This is a genomic window from Haladaptatus sp. T7 (genome assembly GCF_026008575.1).
GTDB lineage: Archaea > Halobacteriota > Halobacteria > Halobacteriales > Haladaptataceae > Haladaptatus > Haladaptatus paucihalophilus.
The window spans coordinates 190,378-206,577 of sequence record NZ_BROP01000005.1 but is presented as its reverse complement, the minus strand read 5'-3'; the positions used below and the strand labels follow the sequence as shown (position 1 = coordinate 206,577).

Genomic DNA, 16,200 nt, shown 5'->3' with positions numbered 1-16,200 from the left:
CGTTCGAGCGCTTACTCGTCGTCGAAGTCGGTCACGTCCTCGCCGGGAAGCGTGATGAGGTTCTCCCGACCGATACGGAGTTTGTCGATTCGGTCGGAATCACTCATCGCCGAGAGGAGTTGGGACACCTTCGCGTTCGACCAGTTCGTCTCCTTGACGATGGTCGCCTGTTTCATCCGACCGCCGTTCCGTTTCAGTAGATGCTCGACGCGCTCCTCGTCGGAGAGGAGTTCGAGGTTCGGTTCGTCGTCTTCCGGTTCGGGGTCGGGGTCAGGTGTCGTCGATGGGATGGGTTCCTCGTCCGTGTGTTCGGAATCGGTTCCCGGTCCGTCCCCATCTCGTTGGGTGAACGCGTAGACGCCAGCACCGACGATTCCCACGAGGATCACGAATCCGGCGATATACGCCAATAGTGGAGTCGATTGCTCGACCGGGCGGGAATCTTCGGCGTACGTCACTCGAATAAAGCGACCACCGCCGGTCGGGGAACGAATCGTCATCGGGCCACTGAGGGTAATCGTCCCGTTGTTGTGACCGAAATTCGAGTTTTGAATCTCGTACTCGTCGGGGGAGTGAATGAAGAGATTTTGGTTCGCGGACAGCGAACGGAACCACGTGGACTCCCCGTCGTCGAGCAAGAACGCGTCCCCGAGATAGATTTTATCGCCGTTCACACGGGTGAAATTCGTCCAGATGAACGAGAGAGTCAGCATACCGGTTTCGTTGCTCACGGTGTAATCGCGGTTGACGCTCCGTATTTTCATCTCGCGACCGGTTTCGGCCTGTTCGCGTTTTGCGATTTCTCGGAACGTTTCCGCCGAAAAGCCGACACTGCTGTCGCCTTGCTTGAAATCACGCCCCAAGCGCTTGAACGCCTCCGTTTCGTTTTCGTCGTGGAGCGAGAAATCCATCGAAACGTTCCAGTGAGCGTCGCCATTGGCCCGTGGCGTAATCTGTATCGTCGTCCCGTTCGTCGGCGTTTCGTTGACCGCACTGCGGTCTCCCACTACGAAATCGGTAGCAGCCGGATGAGTCTGCACATCACCCGCCGCAAGGGCGGTTCCCGAGGCTAAAAGGGAAAGGAGGACCACGAGGAGGGCGAAATGTGACCGCATATCCCACTGTGGTTAAGCAGACAAGAAAATACTTTCCATCTATGCGATAAAAGGTCAGGGGACGATTTAAAAGGTCTCGCGCGATTTCGTCCGGTCATCGAATAACGCGGAATCCCGTACGTATTTTAATGAGTAGTTACGTAATCAACGATATGAGCCGGGTGTCCTCTATCCTACTAGTAGCCCTCCTCCTCTTCTGTTCGCCTGCCGCTGCGTTCGGAGTCGGCTCGCAACCCGCATCTTCGACGCAGCCGAGTGCGAACAATCCCGCGAAACCGCCGGGGTTCAACGAGACATCCTCCCACCTGAGCCTCGGAACGCCGGAACGGAGCGAGACGTACACCTCATCACTGAGCCTCAGCACCACGCTCGAAATGGACAGGAACAAGGTTCAGTCGCAGCAGAAGATGTACACGCTCGACGAGAAACTATCGAATGCGGACGACGATGAGGAGAGATACCAGCTCCTTACTCGGTTTAGAACCGATCTCGAATTGGAACTATCGTCGCTAAAAAACAAAGAACGGAGCGCGAGCAAGCAGTTCAACAATCAGGAGATTGGAGTACGCGAATATGTTGAACGGCTTGCCATGCTCGATAGCAGGGCGGACGATGTAAACCGCGCGATCGATCACATGAAAACGAAGGGGAAAAGCGTCATCCAATTCGCGCCACACGAGTACGAACTTCGAGCGGATTTGATACCCCTCCGTGGAGAGGTTCGCAACAACGTGGTCGAAAGCGTTCGCAGTGGAACCGGTTCGAAGTACGTCTACGTAGCGACGACGAGCGATGGAACCGTGTTGTCGACCGTACTCGGAAACAAATACGTTCGAGAAGCGTATCGATCCGATTACCGAAACAGCAGTTTGGATAGTTACCTCACGGGGCGGGAGAAGACCAATATCACAGTGAACAGCTATCCGTGGGTAAAAGAGAAGAATCCCGGAACGTCTTCGAACATACAGTACAAGAAAGGCGTGTCGGAAACCAAGATGGTATATCCACAGGGCGTCATCACGGCGTATCTCGACAGCGGGACGGAGAAAATCTATCGAGAGATACAGTACAAGCTCCTCACCGGAGACAACCACACACCCTACGGCACGGCCATACGGAACAACAGCACCGATCTCCACCTCGCCGTCAATCGAACGTATCCGGGCGGACCACTGCGGATAAACCTGACCGACGCGAACGGTGACCCGGTTCGAGCCACTATCGAAATCGGGGAAAACGAGGTCGGAGAGACCGATTCAGACGGAATTCTGTTAACGGTTTCCCCGCGGCGGACGTTCACCGTCTCGGCGAGACACGGCTCCGAGAGGGTAAACGTAACAGTAACCCCGTACGGTGTTACCCGAACGAACGCGACGAACGGGCCGCCGCAAGACATCGCCGGGTAGGGCCAAGGTTGAAATACCAACACCGAACCACTCCTCGGCGTGTCGAATCGCGCGCTCTCACCCGTCGTCGCAACCGTCCTCCTTCTCGTCGTTACGCTCGTTGTAGCAGGAACAATCGGAGCTGTTGCGGTACATTCACTGTCGCTGGAGGCACCGAAGCACGCCGCCATCGGAGTGTCCGCCAGTGCGACGACGAATCGAGTGACGTTCACGCATCGCGCGGGAGAATCACTCGACGTCGATGAACTCGATATCGAGATTAGCGTGAACGGCGAGCCATTGAAGGAGCAGCCACCGGTCCCGTTTTTTTCGGCGGACGGATTTCGGGCGGGGCCGACGGGACCGTTCAACAGCGCGGCGGATTCGACGTGGAGCGCCGGGGAGGTCGCAAGTCTCGAACTGGCTGGAACGAACGCGCCGCTGCTCGAATCGGGAGACGAGATAGACGTTCGAATCGTGGAGAACGAGACGCTGATCGCCGAAATCGAAACGACCGTGCGGTGACATCGGGGTTCCCCGTTTTCGTACCGTCGTGCCTATTATTTCCGCGCCGTTCTCGGGGTTTTATTTCTCTGGCACGCGCGCGACGGTCGTGATGGCGATATCGGGGTCGTACGTCGGTCCCATCTCCCGGTGGCGGATGTCCTCGTATCCCGCCTCTCGGAACATCCGGTCCGCCTCCTCGCGGTCGTAAAAGAGCATGATGGTGTCCGCGACTTTCTGCATGATGCTCGTTCCGGGGTAGTTCGGACCGACGACCAAGACCTCCCCACCGGGTTTCGTGACGCGACGGATGTCTCGGAGAGTTTCGACGGGTTCGGGCCAGTACTCGATGGACCCGGACGACCAGACGATATCGAAGGAGTCGTCTGTGAACGGCAACCGTTCGGCGTCGCCGCGATAGAAGCTCACGGGGTCGTATTTGCCGAGTTTTGCCCACGCCTTTTCGAGTTGATGGACGCTCTGGTCGAGACCGTGCACGTTCTCGGTGTGTTGGAGCAGTCCTTCGGTTCCGAACCCGGTGCCACAGCCGACATCGAGTACCGTATCATCCTCGTCGATGTCGAGCATCGACAGGGCCTCGTCACGCATCTCCTCGTCCCAGATGAACGGATTCACTTGGTCGTACACCTTCGAGAGGTACTTGTAGAAGATTCGTGCTCGACGTTTGTCTTCGAGGATACCCATTATCCGGCGGTTGGGACCGAGCGATGATGAATCCCCACCATTTTCGCCCGTGGAGGGGTCGAGATGGTTCCGCAAGTAGTTTATAGCCACTCGCGCAACCTTCCGCGTGATTACAGTATATGCCGAGGCCAGAGGTTCTCGAACGAATAAAGGAGGCCGAAACGGAGGCTGACGACATCGTTGCGGACGCTAAGGAAGCCCGCGAAGAGCGGATTTCCGAGGCGCGCACGAAAGCGGAGGAAATCCGCTCGGAAGCCCACGAAGAGGCCGAAGAACTGGAGCAGAGAAAACTCGAAAACGCACGGGACGACATCGAATCCAAGCGCAAAAAGCTCCTCGCGGAGGGCGAGGAGGAGCGCGAAACACTCGAAACGCGCGCCGAGGAAAACGTCGATGACGCGATAGAGTTCGTCCTCGACAGGTTCAGGGAGGCGGTGCATGCTCAGACCTGAACAGATGAGCAAAATCTCGGTGACCGGTTCGCGCACCGTCATGTCCGACGTCATCGAGACCATCCACGAGTTGAACCTCGTCCACCTGTCGAACTACGACGGGTCGTGGGACGGGTTCGACCCCGGGAACCCGGTCAGCGGTGCGGACGAAGCATCCGATAAACTCGTCACCGTCCGTTCCATCGAGAGCATTCTCGGTGTGGACGCGGAGGACGCCGGACCGCAGCGAATCGTCACCGGCGAAGCGCTGGAAGACGAACTGGAGGACATCCGAGCGCAGGTAAACGAACTCGACGACCGCCGAAACGAACTCGGCGAGAAGCTTCGAAGCGTCGAGGACCGAATCGACTCGATGGAGCCGTTCGCCACGCTCGGTATCGACCTCGACCTGCTATCCGGCTACGACCATCTACAGGTCGCGGTCGGCGAAGGAAACGCGGACGAAATCGAGCGCGCGCTCGCGGATTCCGAGGACGTTCAGGAGTACGAACTGTTCACGCAAGGGCAAACGGTCGCCGTCTTCGTGTATCCGACGGGTGAAGCGGACGACGACGCGCTCGACGATGCGCTCGTCGGCGCCGATTTCGCGTCGCTCGAAATCCCCGACGCGTCCGGCAGCCCCGAGGAGTACGTCGCGGAGCTCAAACACGACAAGCAGAAGCTCGAATCGAAGCTCAACGGCGTCGAAAACGAGCTGAACGACGTGAAGCTCGACGCCGCGGGATTCCTCCTCGCGGCCGAGGAGAAACTCGCCATCGAGGTCCAGAAGGCGGAAGCGCCGCTCCAGTTTGCGACGACGGAGAACGCCTTCGTCGCGGAAGGCTGGATTCCGACGGAGAAGTACGCGGAACTGAAGAGCAACCTCGACAGCGCCGTCGGCGAGCACGTCGAAGTGGACGAGCTCGAACGGGCGTCCTACGAGGAAAAGGGCGGCCACCACGCGCCGCTCGAAAAGGCTGAAGAGACGGGCATCGCCACGGACGGCGGCCACGTCACGGAGGGAGAAAACCCGCCGGTCGTCCAGAAGAACCCCGGCGCGGTCAAACCGTTCGAAGTGCTGGTCCAGACCATCAACCGGCCGAAGTACTTCGAGTTCGACCCGACGGTCATCCTGTTCCTCACGTTCCCGCTGTTCTTCGGGTTCATGATCGGTGACCTCGGATACGGGGCGCTGTACACCCTCATCGGATACTTCATCTACACGAAGTTCGACAACGAGGCCATCAAGAGCCTCGGCGGAATCGCCATCTGGGCGGGCGCGTTCACGATGCTGTTTGGTGTTCTGTACGGTGAAGTCTTCGGGTTGCACATCCTCGGAGAGACCATCTACAGCAACGGGCCGCCGCTCCACAAGGGGCTCCAGCCCGTCGAAGGCGAGTTCGCCGTTGGTTGGCTCGTGCTGAGCCTGCTGGCCGGTATCACCCACCTCACCATCGGATGGGGAATCGACTTCGTCGAGAACTTGGAACACAGCTTCACGGACGCCGTGACCGAGAGCGGGTCGTGGATAATAATGATGTTCGGCCTCTGGGTGTGGATTTTCTCGGGTGCGGGCGGAAGCGCGCCCGGTCTCCTCTTCGGGCCGGAGAGCGTCTTCAACGGGAACCCGTTCCCGTTCGGGTTCACCGGTTTCCCGGCATTCAACTTGTTCACGATACCGGGAATTAACTTCCCGTTCTCGATTTGGCTCGTCGTGTTCTTCCTCGGACTCGTCCTGCTCGTCGTGGGCGAACCCATCGAAGCAGTCGAGTTCCTAAACGTGCTCGTGAACGTCCTCTCGTACACCCGTCTCGCCGCGGTGTTGTTGGCGAAGGCAGGGATGGCCTTCGTGGTCAATCTCCTATTCTTCGGCGCGTATACCGTCGAAAGTCACGGTGGTGAGGAATGGCACTTCATGCTCTCGCACGGCCCCGATTACGTGCTCCATCACCACGAGGGGGCGAGCATCATGTTCCCCGGACTCATTCACTCCGGCATCGGGGGCATCCTCGGCGGACTGCTCATCCTCGTCCTCGGGCACGCGCTCGTCCTCACGCTGGGTATCACCAGCGCCGGACTGCAGGCAGTGCGTCTCGAGTACGTGGAGTTCTTCGGCAAGTTCTACGAGGGCGGCGGCGAAGCGTACAAACCGTTCGGCTACGACCGAGCGTACACGACGGAAGACTAAGCGGTTTCCGTCCGTCGTTTTTCTTCTTTCACGACCAGACTGGCCTCTTTTCGCCCTGGACACTGGCATATGGTACCATGATTTAGCGGGTACAGCCCTCGATACAAGCGAATCGGGCAAAACGCTTTGGGAAGTTTTAAGAATCCAGTGACTCGAACTACGACTTGTTCGGCTATAGAGAGCCTACAAGAGGATCAAATCAATGTTCGAAGCTATATTCGCATTCGTCAGCACAGTTGCACCGCTCCTGCAGGAAAATGCCGCTCAGGCGGCCTCTTCACCCGCAATCCCGAAAGAAGCCGCAGCAGCCCTCGCGGTCGGTCTCGCCGCACTCGGTGCGGGATACGCGGAGCGGGGTATCGGTGCCGCCGCAGTCGGTGCCGTCACGGAAGACCAGGATCTGTTCGGTACGGGTCTCATCCTGACGGTTCTGCCGGAAACGCTCGTGATTCTGGCACTGGTCGTCGTGTTCGTTGTCTAAACCGTCCCTAACCCTCTTCATCAATGAGCTTGGAAACGGTAGTTGAGGATATTAGAAACGAGGCCCGCGAGCGCGCGGAAGAGATTCGCACGGAAGGCGAAACCCGCGCGAACGAGATTGTCGACGAGGCGGAGTCGGAAGCCGAGGAGATACTCGCGGAGAAAGAACAGGAGGTTGCAAACCGAATCGAGCGAGAACGAGAGCAGAAACTCTCCAGCGCGAAACTCGAAGCCAAGCAGAAACGGCTCGAAGCCCGCCGCGACGTGCTACAGGAAGTGCGCGCCGACGCTGAAGAGAGCATCGCCACCCTCGGTGGCGACGAGCGCGAAGAACTGACGCGCTCCCTGCTCGACGCGGCCGCGGAGGAGTACGAATCGGGGAACACCGTTCGAATCTACGGACGACCCGACGACGAGGATCTCCTCACCGATATCGTCGCGGATTACGACGACTTCGAGTACGCGGGTGAGTACGACTGTCTCGGCGGCATCGTCGCCGAGAGCGAAGCTTCCCGCGTTCGCGTGAACAACACGTTCGACTCGATTCTGGAAGACGTGTGGGAGGACAACCTCCAACAGATCAGTTCGCGGTTGTTCGAGCAATGAACACGACCGAAGGAACATCGAATTACGAGTACGTCACCGCGCGAGTCAGGGCGCGCAAAGCCGCCCTGTTCGACGAGGAGGACTATCGGAAGCTCCTGCGAATGGGTCCGGGCGAAATCGCCCGCTACATGGAGGAGACCGAATACGAGTCCGAGGTGAACGCACTCGGTGCGCGCTACGACGGGGTCGATCTCGTAGAGTACGCGCTGAACCGCAACCTCGCGAAGCACTTCAACGACCTGTTGGATTGGGCCGACGGAAAGCTGTACGGCCTCATCGCCCGATACCTTCGGAAGTTCGATTCGTGGAACATCAAGACGGTGCTTCGGGGAATTTACGCGGATACCGACAGGCAGTCCGTGCGCGACGACTTGATTCACGCCGGAGAGTTCGAGGAGGCGTTCCTCAACCGGTTGGCCGAAGCGAACACCATCGAGGATGTCGTCGAGATGCTGGACGGGACGATTTTCGGTGAGCATCTCGAAGCCGCGTACGAGGATTACGAATCGACTGGACTGTTGATTCCGTTGGAAAACGCGGTCGATCTAGCCTATTACGACAGGCTGATGGACGGACTGTCGGAGACGGCAAACCGTGCGAACCGATTGTACATCGAGTTCCTACAGGCGGAGATTGACTTCCGAAACATCCGCAACGTGCTTCGAATCAGTCGAAGCGGTGCGGACATCGACCCTTCGGAGTACTACATCTCAGGGGGTCGCATATTCAGCGCGAACGAGTTGAGCCAACTCGTCGGCAATGCCGACGACCTGATCGCGAAGGTCCGGGACAGCACCTACGGTGACGAACTTGACGAAGCGCTGGACGAGCTTGAGCGAGCCGACAGCCTCATCGGATTCGAGCACGCATTGGATATCGCGCTACTCGAATACTCCGACCACCTTTCACACGTGTACCCGTTATCCGTGTGTCCGGTGCTCGCTTACGTTCTCGCCAAACAGCGCGAAGTCGATAACATCCGTGCCATCGCGCGTGGACGCGAAGCGGGACTGTCCGAAGACCGAATCGAAGAGGAACTGGTGGTACTATGAGCCAAGAAATCGCCGTCATCGGAAGTCCGGACTTTACGACCGGATTCAGACTCGCAGGCGTCCGGAAGTTTGCGAACGTTCCGGACGACGAAAAGGATGCGAACTTGGACGACGCTGTTTCTCGGACGCTGGAAGACGACGATGTGGGCATCATCGTGATGCACGACGACGACCTCACGCACCTCTCGCGGAACGTCCGAAACGACGTCGAGACGAGTGTGGAACCCACCCTTGTGACGCTGGGTGGTGGCGCGGGAAGCGGCGGACTCCGCGACAAAATCAAGCGCGCAATCGGTATCGACCTTATGGACGAAGACGAACAAGGTGATAACGAATGAGCCAGGCAACAGACAGCGACGTCGTTCGTGAGGACGGCGTCATTCAGAGCGTGAGCGGACCTGTCGTTACCGCCACGGACCTCGGCGCCCGGATGAACGACGTTGTGTACGTCGGTGAAGAAGGGCTGATGGGAGAGGTCATCGAAATCGAAGGAAACCAAACCACCATTCAGGTGTACGAGGAAACCTCGAACGTCGCCCCCGGTGAACCCGTCGAGAACACGGGCGAACCGCTGTCGGTCGACCTCGGACCGGGAATGCTGTACTCCATCTACGACGGTGTACAGCGCCCGCTCGACGTGCTCGAAGACAAGATGGGCGCGTTCCTCGACCGTGGTGTCGACGCTCCCGGTATCGACCAGGGGAAGACGTGGGAGTTCACCCCGACCGTCAGCGAAGGCGACGTGGTGGAACCCGGCGACGTCGTCGGGACCGTTCCCGAAACCGAGAGCATCGAACACAAAGTGATGGTGCCGCCGGACTACGAGGGCGGCGAAGTGGTTGCCACGAAGGAGGGCAACTACGACGTGACCGAAACCGTCGTCGAACTCGACAACGGCGAAGAGGTCGCAATGCAACAGGAGTGGCCGGTTCGTGAAGCACGGCCCTCCGTCGACAAACAGACGCCCCGGACGCCGCTCGTGTCCGGCCAGCGTATCCTCGACGGCCTGTTCCCCATCGCAAAGGGTGGGACGGCCGCGATTCCGGGACCGTTCGGCTCCGGAAAGACCGTGACCCAGCACTCGCTCGCCAAGTGGGCCGACGCGGACATCGTCGTCTACGTCGGCTGTGGTGAGCGTGGCAACGAGATGACGGAAGTTATCGAGGACTTCCCGGAACTCGAGGACCCGCGAACGGGCAAACCGCTCATGTCGCGGACGTGCCTCATCGCGAACACGTCGAATATGCCCGTGGCAGCACGTGAGTCGTGCATTTACACGGGAATCACCATCGCGGAGTACTACCGCGACATGGGATACGACGTCGCGCTCATGGCCGACTCCACCTCGCGGTGGGCGGAGGCGATGCGTGAGATTTCCTCGCGTCTCGAGGAGATGCCCGGCGAGGAGGGATACCCGGCGTACCTCGCCGCCCGTCTCGCAGAGTTCTACGAGCGGGCAGGTAAGTTCGAGAACATCAACGGCACGGAGGGTTCGGTGTCGGTCATCGGTGCAGTGTCGCCCCCGGGCGGCGACTTCTCCGAGCCGGTCACGCAGAACACCCTGCGTATCGTGAAGACGTTCTGGGCGCTGGACGCCGACCTCGCGGAACGGCGGCACTTCCCGGCCATCAACTGGGACGAGTCCTACTCGCTGTACAAGGACCAGCTCGACCCGTGGTACGAACAGAACGTCGAACCCGACTTCCCGGAGAAGCGCCAGTGGGCGACTGACGTGCTCGACGAGGAGGGCGAACTGCAGGAAATCGTTCAGCTCGTCGGTAAGGACGCGCTGCCGGAAGACCAGCAGCTGACGCTCGAAGTCGCGCGCTACCTCCGCGAAGGGTGGCTCCAGCAGAACGCGTTCCACGACGTGGACATGTTCTGTGAGCCGAAGAAGACCTACCGGATGCTCGAAGCCATCCAGACGTTCAACGACGAGGCGTTCAACGCACTCGAAGCTGGCGTTCCGGTGGACGAAATCACGGCCATCGACGCCGCCCCGCGCCTGAACCGCATGGGAACGGCCGAGGACTGGGACGACTTCATCGGCGAAATCGAAGAAGAGATCAAAGACGAGCTCAGGGAGAAGTACTAATGAAAGAATACCAGACCATTACGGAAATCAGCGGTCCGCTGGTGTTCGCCGAAGTCGACGAGCCGATCGGATACGACGAAATCGTCGAAATCGAGACGCCGGACGGCGAGACGCTGCGCGGACAGGTACTCGAATCGAGCGACGGCCTCGTCTCGATTCAGGTGTTCGAGGGAACGGAAGGAATCAACCGAGAGTCCTCGGTTCGATTCCTCGGCGAGACGATGAAGATGCCCGTCACCGAAGACCTGCTCGGGCGCGTGCTCGACGGGTCGGGACAGCCCATCGACGGCGGACCGGAAATCGTTCCGGACCGACGTGACGACATCATCGGCGCGGCTATCAACCCCTACGCACGCGAGTACCCCGAAGAGTTCATCCAGACCGGTGTGTCCGCCATCGACGGCATGAACACGCTGGTTCGTGGACAGAAACTGCCCATCTTCTCCGCGTCCGGGCTTCCGCACAACGACCTCGCGCTCCAGATTGCGCGACAGGCGAGCGTGCTCGAAGACGAGGAAGAAGGCGAAGAGAGCGAGTTCGCAGTGGTGTTCGGCGCGATGGGCATCACGGCAGAAGAGGCGAACGAGTTCATGGAGGACTTCGAGCGCACCGGTGCACTGGAGCGCTCCGTGGTCTTCATGAACCTCGCGGACGACCCCGCGGTCGAGCGGACGGTCACCCCGCGTCTCGCGCTGACGACGGCGGAGTACCTCGCGTTCGAGAAGGATTACCACGTGCTGGTCATCCTGACGGACATGACGAACTACTGCGAGGCGCTGCGCGAAATCGGTGCCGCGCGTGAAGAGGTGCCGGGTCGCCGTGGCTACCCCGGATACATGTACACTGACCTTGCGCAACTGTACGAGCGCGCGGGTCGTATCGAGGGTCGTGACGGGTCCGTCACGCAGATTCCCATCCTCACGATGCCGGGTGACGACGACACGCACCCGATTCCCGACCTGACCGGGTACATCACCGAGGGACAGATCTACATCGACCGCGACCTGAACTCGCAGGGTATCCAACCGCCGATCAACCCGCTTCCGAGCCTCTCGCGGCTGATGGACGACGGTATCGGCGAGGGACTCACCCGTGCCGACCACTCCGGCGTCTCCGACCAGATGTACGCGGCGTACGCGCAAGGTGAGGACCTGCGCGACCTCGTGAACATCGTCGGTCGTGAAGCGCTGAGCGAGCGGGACAACCAGTACCTCGACTTCGCAGATCAGTTCGAGACCGAGTTCCTCGACCAGGGATTCGACACGAACCGCAGCATCGAAGAGACGCTCACCATCGGCTGGGACCTCCTCTCGATGCTGCCGAAAGAGGAACTCAACCGTATCGACGAGGAGTTCATCGAGGAGTACTACCCCGAAGAGCAGGCGGAAGAAGTCACGGCTGACTAACGCGGTTTCCGCTTCGATTTTTGTTTCTCACGCGCGTAATCGACAGCGAGCGACGCGAGTATTCCGGTTCTCAGTACCCGAGCCGTCCCCGCAGAGCAGCGTTCGACTGTAAAGAATTATCCCCTTCGAGTTTCTAGCATCAACCAACATGGCCAAGGACGTCAAACCCACTCGGAAGAACCTCATGGCGATAGAGGACCGCATCGACCTCTCCGAACGGGGCCACGACACGCTGGAGAAGAAGCGTGACGGCCTCATCATGGAGTTCATGGACATCCTCGACCAGGCACAGGACGTACGCTCCGGGCTGGAAGAGGATTACCAGCGCGCACAACAGACCATCAACATGGCCCGCGCGATGGAGGGCGACGTCGCAGTTCGCGGTGCCGCCGCCGCGCTGCAGGAACACCCCGAAATCACGACCGAGTCGAAGAACATCATGGGCGTCGTCGTCCCGCAAATCGAGTCCTCGAAGGTCAAGAAGTCGCTCGACGAGCGGGGCTACGGTGTCCTCGGAACGAGCGCGCGCATCGACGAGACCGCGGACGCCTACGAGGAACTGCTCGAAAGCATCATCCTCGCCGCGGAAGTCGAGACGGCGATGAAGAAGATGCTGACCGAAATCGAGACGACGAAGCGGCGTGTCAACGCGCTCGAATTCAAACTGCTCCCGGAACTCCACGAAGCCCAGGACTACATCGAGCAGAAACTCGAAGAACAGGAGCGAGAAGAGATCTTCCGAATGAAGAAGATCAAGGCCAAGAAGGAAGAAGAAGAGCGGGCCGAGAAGGAAGCCCGCGAACCGGAGATGGCGGAAGGCGAAGTCGTCGTCACGAGCTAACACCGATATTTTCTTTCTGCGGTTTGGGGAAGTAGAAAGCGGTGCGTTTCGAGTCGATGAAGTGGACGCCGAAGGTCACGGCATCCCCGACTCTCCATCCGAAACGACGCCCTTGGAGAGACGGAAGTCTGAGGGAAACCGAACGCGATTCGAATTTCAGCTTCAAAAAGTGACGTACCGATACGAAGGTCACGCGAAGCGTTGGAAGCTGTCGTGTCGTCGAGAGAAATAGCCGAAGCGAAAACGCGACCGATGTCCTGTTCTCGAACGGTTGCGAGTCTCTGAATCGAACGCTCGCGGAACGGATTACTCCCCGACGTACGTGAACCACTCGTCGTGGTCGTCGGTGCGACGGTTCACGAGGTCGAAGAAGGCGGATTGGAGTTCTTCGGTCACGGGACCGCGACTGCCGTTGCCGATTTCGACGTTATCGACCTGCCGGATGGGCGTGACTTCCGCCGCGCTGCCGGTGAAGAACAGTTCGTCGGCGGTGTTGAGTTCGCCGCGACTGATGGTCGCGTCGTCGTGGACCGTGTAGCCCATCTCCTCGGCCATCGTGATGACGCTGTTGCGGGTGATGCCGTCGAGGATGCTCTGGGAGAGACCGGGGGTGAAGATTTCACCGTCGCGGACCATGAAGATGTTCTCGCCGGGACCTTCCGCGACGTTGCCTTCCTTGTTCAGGACGATGGCTTCGACGTAGCCGTTGCGTCGGGCTTCCTCACCGGCGAGGAGGCTGTTGACGTACAGGCCGGTCGTCTTGGCGTTCGTCGGAATCTGGCTGGAGGCGTGCTTGCGCCACGAGGAAACCATCACTTCGACGCCGTTTTCGAGGGCGTCCTCGCCGAGGTACGCGCCCCACGGCCACGCGGCGATGGTGACGTCGGTCGGGCAGTCGCCGGGGCTGACGCCGAGGCTGTCGTAGCCGTAGTAGGCGATGGGCCGGACGTAACAGGAGCGGAGGTCTTGGCGGTCGATGAGTTCGAGGGTCGCCTCCGTGAGCTCCTCCGGGCTGTACTCGATCTCCATGTCGTAGGGTTTACACGAGTCGTAGAAACGCTGGAGGTGGTCCTCCCAGCGGAAAATCGCAGGTCCCTTTTCAGTATCGTAACATCGGACTCCTTCGAAAACACCCGTTCCGTAGTGCAGTCCGTGCGTGAGAACGTGGATTTTCGCATCGTCCCAATCGACGAATTCGCCGTCCATCCAGATAGTGTCCACGTCCATTTCGTCAAAGCTCATACGTCCGCTCCAACGAAGGCCACGGTAATGAGTTTTGGCGATTGTCTTTGGACGATTGTGTAGGATTACTCATCTAAGAGTAATCCATGGGAACCGTGAATCGATGGTGCTCGCCGGAGCGAGGCATCAGAAAAGCGTTCTCGAACCGTTTACGCCGGCAAAAATGAGTCGGGTGTGAAAATGGGTCGGTGGTATCAGGCGGGCCGCGCCGCGGCGCGCCGTTCCGAGCGACCGTTGAGCCACGAGCCGAGCGCGCCGCCGACGATGCCGGGGATTGCCGCGACGACGACGAACAGCACGCCGAAGGCGAACAGGCCCATCGCCGGGACCGGACCGGCGAGCAGTCCGCCGATAGTCAGAATGACGAGCGCGACGATGGCCCCCGCGGCAGTTGCGACGCCGCCGTTGAGCGCGCCGTCGTCGAGTTTCGTTCCGGAGACGTACCCTGCCACCAGTCCACCGATGATGCCAGTCAGGCCAGCACCGACGACCGGTAGCGTCATGTCCGTGAACGGGATGCCAGCACCACTGAGGAGGCCGACGATGATGGTTGCGACGATTCCGTATGCGATAGCTTTTGCTTTGAAGTCCATACGTAGCATATTGACCCCCAGAAATATGAACATTTTTTATAATATAGATACCTATTCCGATATTATCGCAATTCGGGGCGGAAATTTCGTTAGTAAAAGGGAGTCTTACCGTCTCGCCGGGAAGACGGGTGAAAAGCGTCAGTCGAGCGATTCGATTATCTCCGACCCTTCGAGGTAGGGGAACTCGTGGCGCTCGGCGTATGCGCGTGCGTCCGCGGGGGACAGTGCACCGCCGGTTTCGTCGTCCAACATCTCACAGACGACGACGGCGGGGGCGCGGTCGGCCGCGCCCGCGAGGGCGATACCGAGTTCGGTGTGGCCCTGTCGCTCGGCGAGTAGTTCGGGGGCGGCCTTGAGCAAGTGGACGTGTCCCGGTGCACGGAACTCGGAGGCGAAGTCGATTTCGGCGGGGGTCGCGGCCACGTTTGCGAGTTCCCGAATCGTCAATGAACGGTCGTCGTCCGTGATACCGGTGTAGGTATCGCGGTGGTTCACGGTCAACGAGAACGACGAGCGCGAATCGTAGCCGAGTTCGTGGCCCTCGCTCGCGGGGTGGTCGATGATGTCGTCCATGTAATCGAGGTCGAAGGTTTCGGCGACGTCGTGTGAGAGGGCGACACAGACCAGCCCACCGGCGTCGTTTCGAAGTCGTGAAACGGCATCCGGGGTAACCGCACCGGCGGGATAGATGAGGTCGGTCTCGCCTTCGCGGTCGGCCGCGTCGTGGACGAGGACGGGCGAACCCTCACGGAACGCGGAGATTGCCGCTTCGACCGCCGCGGCGGTTGTTTGGCTCATTGTCTCTCCTCGATGTGGACCGTAACGTGGTCACCGTCTTCCAGACCGAGTTCGTCGCGGAGTTTCGTCGCCGCGATGAGTTCCAACTGGTCCTCGTCGTGATGGGTTCGTTCGGGAGCGATGACGTGAACGGGTTCGTACGACTCGCCGTCCGTCGTTTCGATGGCGGCGGGATAGCAGACGGCGGGACCGTAGGTTCGGTCGCCGTCCTCCCACGCGTCGATGGAGACGGGGTCGAGCGCGTCCATCGCCGAGCGAGCGCGGACGCTTTCGGCGGAGAGTTCGACGTTCAGCGTTCCCGGATACGGTTCGTAGCCCAGCCGGTCGATGAACTGTTCCATGTAGCCCGACAGCGAGATGTAGTGTTTCCCTTCGCCCATCCCGCCGGTGACGGTTCCCGAGAGGTCGACGCCGGAGAGGTCCTCGAAGATTCTGCGATAATCCTCGTACTCGCGTTTCAGTTCCCACTCGCCGTCGTCGGTGATGGCGACCCACTGCCCGTTGCTGACGATTTCGCGCGTGATGAGACCCGCATCGTCCAAGCGCTGGAGACGGCGCGATGCCGTCTGATTGGACGCGTCGAGGCGGTCGGCGAGGTCGGCACACGAGACTTTGACCTCGCTTTCGAGCGCCCCGTCGAGGGCGAGCAGTTTCAACGCGGCGAGTTCGTCGTACCCGACCACGAGCGATGTCGCTGACATACGTGATACTCCGTGCTTCGGTCCTTTAAGCATACCGGAAATGGGATGCGTAACAGAA

At 59.9% G+C, this 16,200-nt stretch carries 17 protein-coding genes; 11 read left to right on the top strand and 6 right to left on the bottom strand.

All coding sequences use genetic code 11. The features are described 5' to 3' along the window. Window positions 1-11 precede the first annotated feature (11 nt). Window positions 12-1,115 carry a hypothetical protein gene (locus OPC11_RS14855; protein WP_264782414.1) on the bottom strand — a complete coding sequence of 368 codons (1,104 nt, stop codon included), beginning with the start codon at window positions 1,113-1,115 and terminating at the stop codon, window positions 12-14. A gap of 152 nt (window positions 1,116-1,267) precedes the next feature. Here OPC11_RS14855 and OPC11_RS14850 point away from each other — a divergent pair, with 152 nt between their 5' ends. After that, a complete protein-coding gene (locus OPC11_RS14850) occupies window positions 1,268-2,521 on the top strand; it encodes a hypothetical protein (RefSeq protein WP_264782413.1) in 1,254 nt (417 codons plus the stop codon). A 39-nt stretch (window positions 2,522-2,560) separates the two neighbouring features. Further along, the gene (locus tag OPC11_RS14845; protein WP_264782412.1) at window positions 2,561-3,025 is read left to right on the top strand and encodes a type IV pilin; all 465 of its coding nucleotides are present in this window, start codon (window positions 2,561-2,563) and stop codon (window positions 3,023-3,025) included. 60 nt (window positions 3,026-3,085) lie between these two features. Here OPC11_RS14845 and OPC11_RS14840 read toward each other — a convergent pair whose 3' ends face one another. Beyond that, window positions 3,086-3,709, bottom strand: coding sequence for a methyltransferase domain-containing protein (locus tag OPC11_RS14840; RefSeq protein WP_264782411.1), 624 nt, complete (start codon window positions 3,707-3,709; stop codon window positions 3,086-3,088). Between the two features lie 119 nt (window positions 3,710-3,828). On the opposite strand from OPC11_RS14840, the gene ahaH reads away from it, so the two are divergent. From ahaH to OPC11_RS14795, 9 genes are all read left to right on the top strand, one after another. Beyond that, window positions 3,829-4,161, top strand: a complete 333-nt coding sequence (gene ahaH / locus OPC11_RS14835) for an ATP synthase archaeal subunit H (protein ID WP_007976093.1) — start codon at window positions 3,829-3,831, stop codon at window positions 4,159-4,161. Next, on the top strand, window positions 4,148-6,328 hold the full coding sequence (locus tag OPC11_RS14830) for a V-type ATP synthase subunit I (protein WP_264782410.1): 2,181 nt from the start codon (window positions 4,148-4,150) through the stop codon (window positions 6,326-6,328). Before ahaH ends, OPC11_RS14830 begins: the two co-directional genes overlap by 14 nt. A 202-nt stretch (window positions 6,329-6,530) precedes the next feature. Next, on the top strand, window positions 6,531-6,809 hold the full coding sequence (locus OPC11_RS14825) for a F0F1 ATP synthase subunit C (RefSeq protein ID WP_264782409.1): 279 nt from the start codon (window positions 6,531-6,533) through the stop codon (window positions 6,807-6,809). A gap of 23 nt (window positions 6,810-6,832) precedes the next feature. Continuing rightward, window positions 6,833-7,414, top strand: a complete 582-nt coding sequence (locus OPC11_RS14820) for a V-type ATP synthase subunit E (RefSeq protein WP_007976089.1) — start codon at window positions 6,833-6,835, stop codon at window positions 7,412-7,414. Next, a complete protein-coding gene (locus tag OPC11_RS14815; protein ID WP_264782408.1) occupies window positions 7,411-8,466 on the top strand; it encodes a V-type ATP synthase subunit C in 1,056 nt (351 codons plus the stop codon). The genes OPC11_RS14820 and OPC11_RS14815 overlap by 4 nt, the downstream gene beginning before the upstream one ends. Continuing rightward, window positions 8,463-8,804, top strand: a complete 342-nt coding sequence (locus OPC11_RS14810; RefSeq protein WP_007976087.1) for a V-type ATP synthase subunit F — start codon at window positions 8,463-8,465, stop codon at window positions 8,802-8,804. The genes OPC11_RS14815 and OPC11_RS14810 overlap by 4 nt, the downstream gene beginning before the upstream one ends. Continuing rightward, window positions 8,801-10,561, top strand: coding sequence for an ATP synthase subunit A (locus tag OPC11_RS14805; RefSeq protein ID WP_007976086.1), 1,761 nt, complete (start codon window positions 8,801-8,803; stop codon window positions 10,559-10,561). Before OPC11_RS14810 ends, OPC11_RS14805 begins: the two co-directional genes overlap by 4 nt. Then, window positions 10,561-11,967 carry an ATP synthase subunit B gene (locus OPC11_RS14800; protein ID WP_007976085.1) on the top strand — a complete coding sequence of 469 codons (1,407 nt, stop codon included), beginning with the start codon at window positions 10,561-10,563 and terminating at the stop codon, window positions 11,965-11,967. The genes OPC11_RS14805 and OPC11_RS14800 overlap by 1 nt, the downstream gene beginning before the upstream one ends. 148 nt (window positions 11,968-12,115) lie before the next feature. After that, window positions 12,116-12,808: a V-type ATP synthase subunit D gene (locus tag OPC11_RS14795; protein ID WP_007976084.1), complete on the top strand. Its 693-nt coding sequence runs from the start codon at window positions 12,116-12,118 to the stop codon at window positions 12,806-12,808. Window positions 12,809-13,114: 306 nt separating this feature from the next. Here OPC11_RS14795 and OPC11_RS14790 read toward each other — a convergent pair whose 3' ends face one another. The 4 genes from OPC11_RS14790 to OPC11_RS14775 all read right to left on the bottom strand — a co-directional run bounded on the left by OPC11_RS14790 (window position 13,115) and on the right by OPC11_RS14775 (window position 16,142). Next, a complete protein-coding gene (locus OPC11_RS14790) occupies window positions 13,115-14,050 on the bottom strand; it encodes a branched-chain amino acid transaminase (RefSeq protein WP_007976081.1) in 936 nt (311 codons plus the stop codon). A 194-nt stretch (window positions 14,051-14,244) separates the two neighbouring features. Further along, a complete protein-coding gene (locus OPC11_RS14785) occupies window positions 14,245-14,643 on the bottom strand; it encodes a DUF5518 domain-containing protein (RefSeq protein ID WP_007976079.1) in 399 nt (132 codons plus the stop codon). Window positions 14,644-14,781: 138 nt separating this feature from the next. Beyond that, complete coding sequence (ribB, locus tag OPC11_RS14780) at window positions 14,782-15,441, bottom strand: 3,4-dihydroxy-2-butanone-4-phosphate synthase (RefSeq protein ID WP_007976077.1); 660 nt, start codon at window positions 15,439-15,441, stop codon at window positions 14,782-14,784. Continuing rightward, a complete protein-coding gene (locus OPC11_RS14775) occupies window positions 15,438-16,142 on the bottom strand; it encodes a CTP-dependent riboflavin kinase (protein ID WP_264782407.1) in 705 nt (234 codons plus the stop codon). Before OPC11_RS14775 ends, ribB begins: the two co-directional genes overlap by 4 nt. Window positions 16,143-16,200 lie beyond the last annotated feature (58 nt).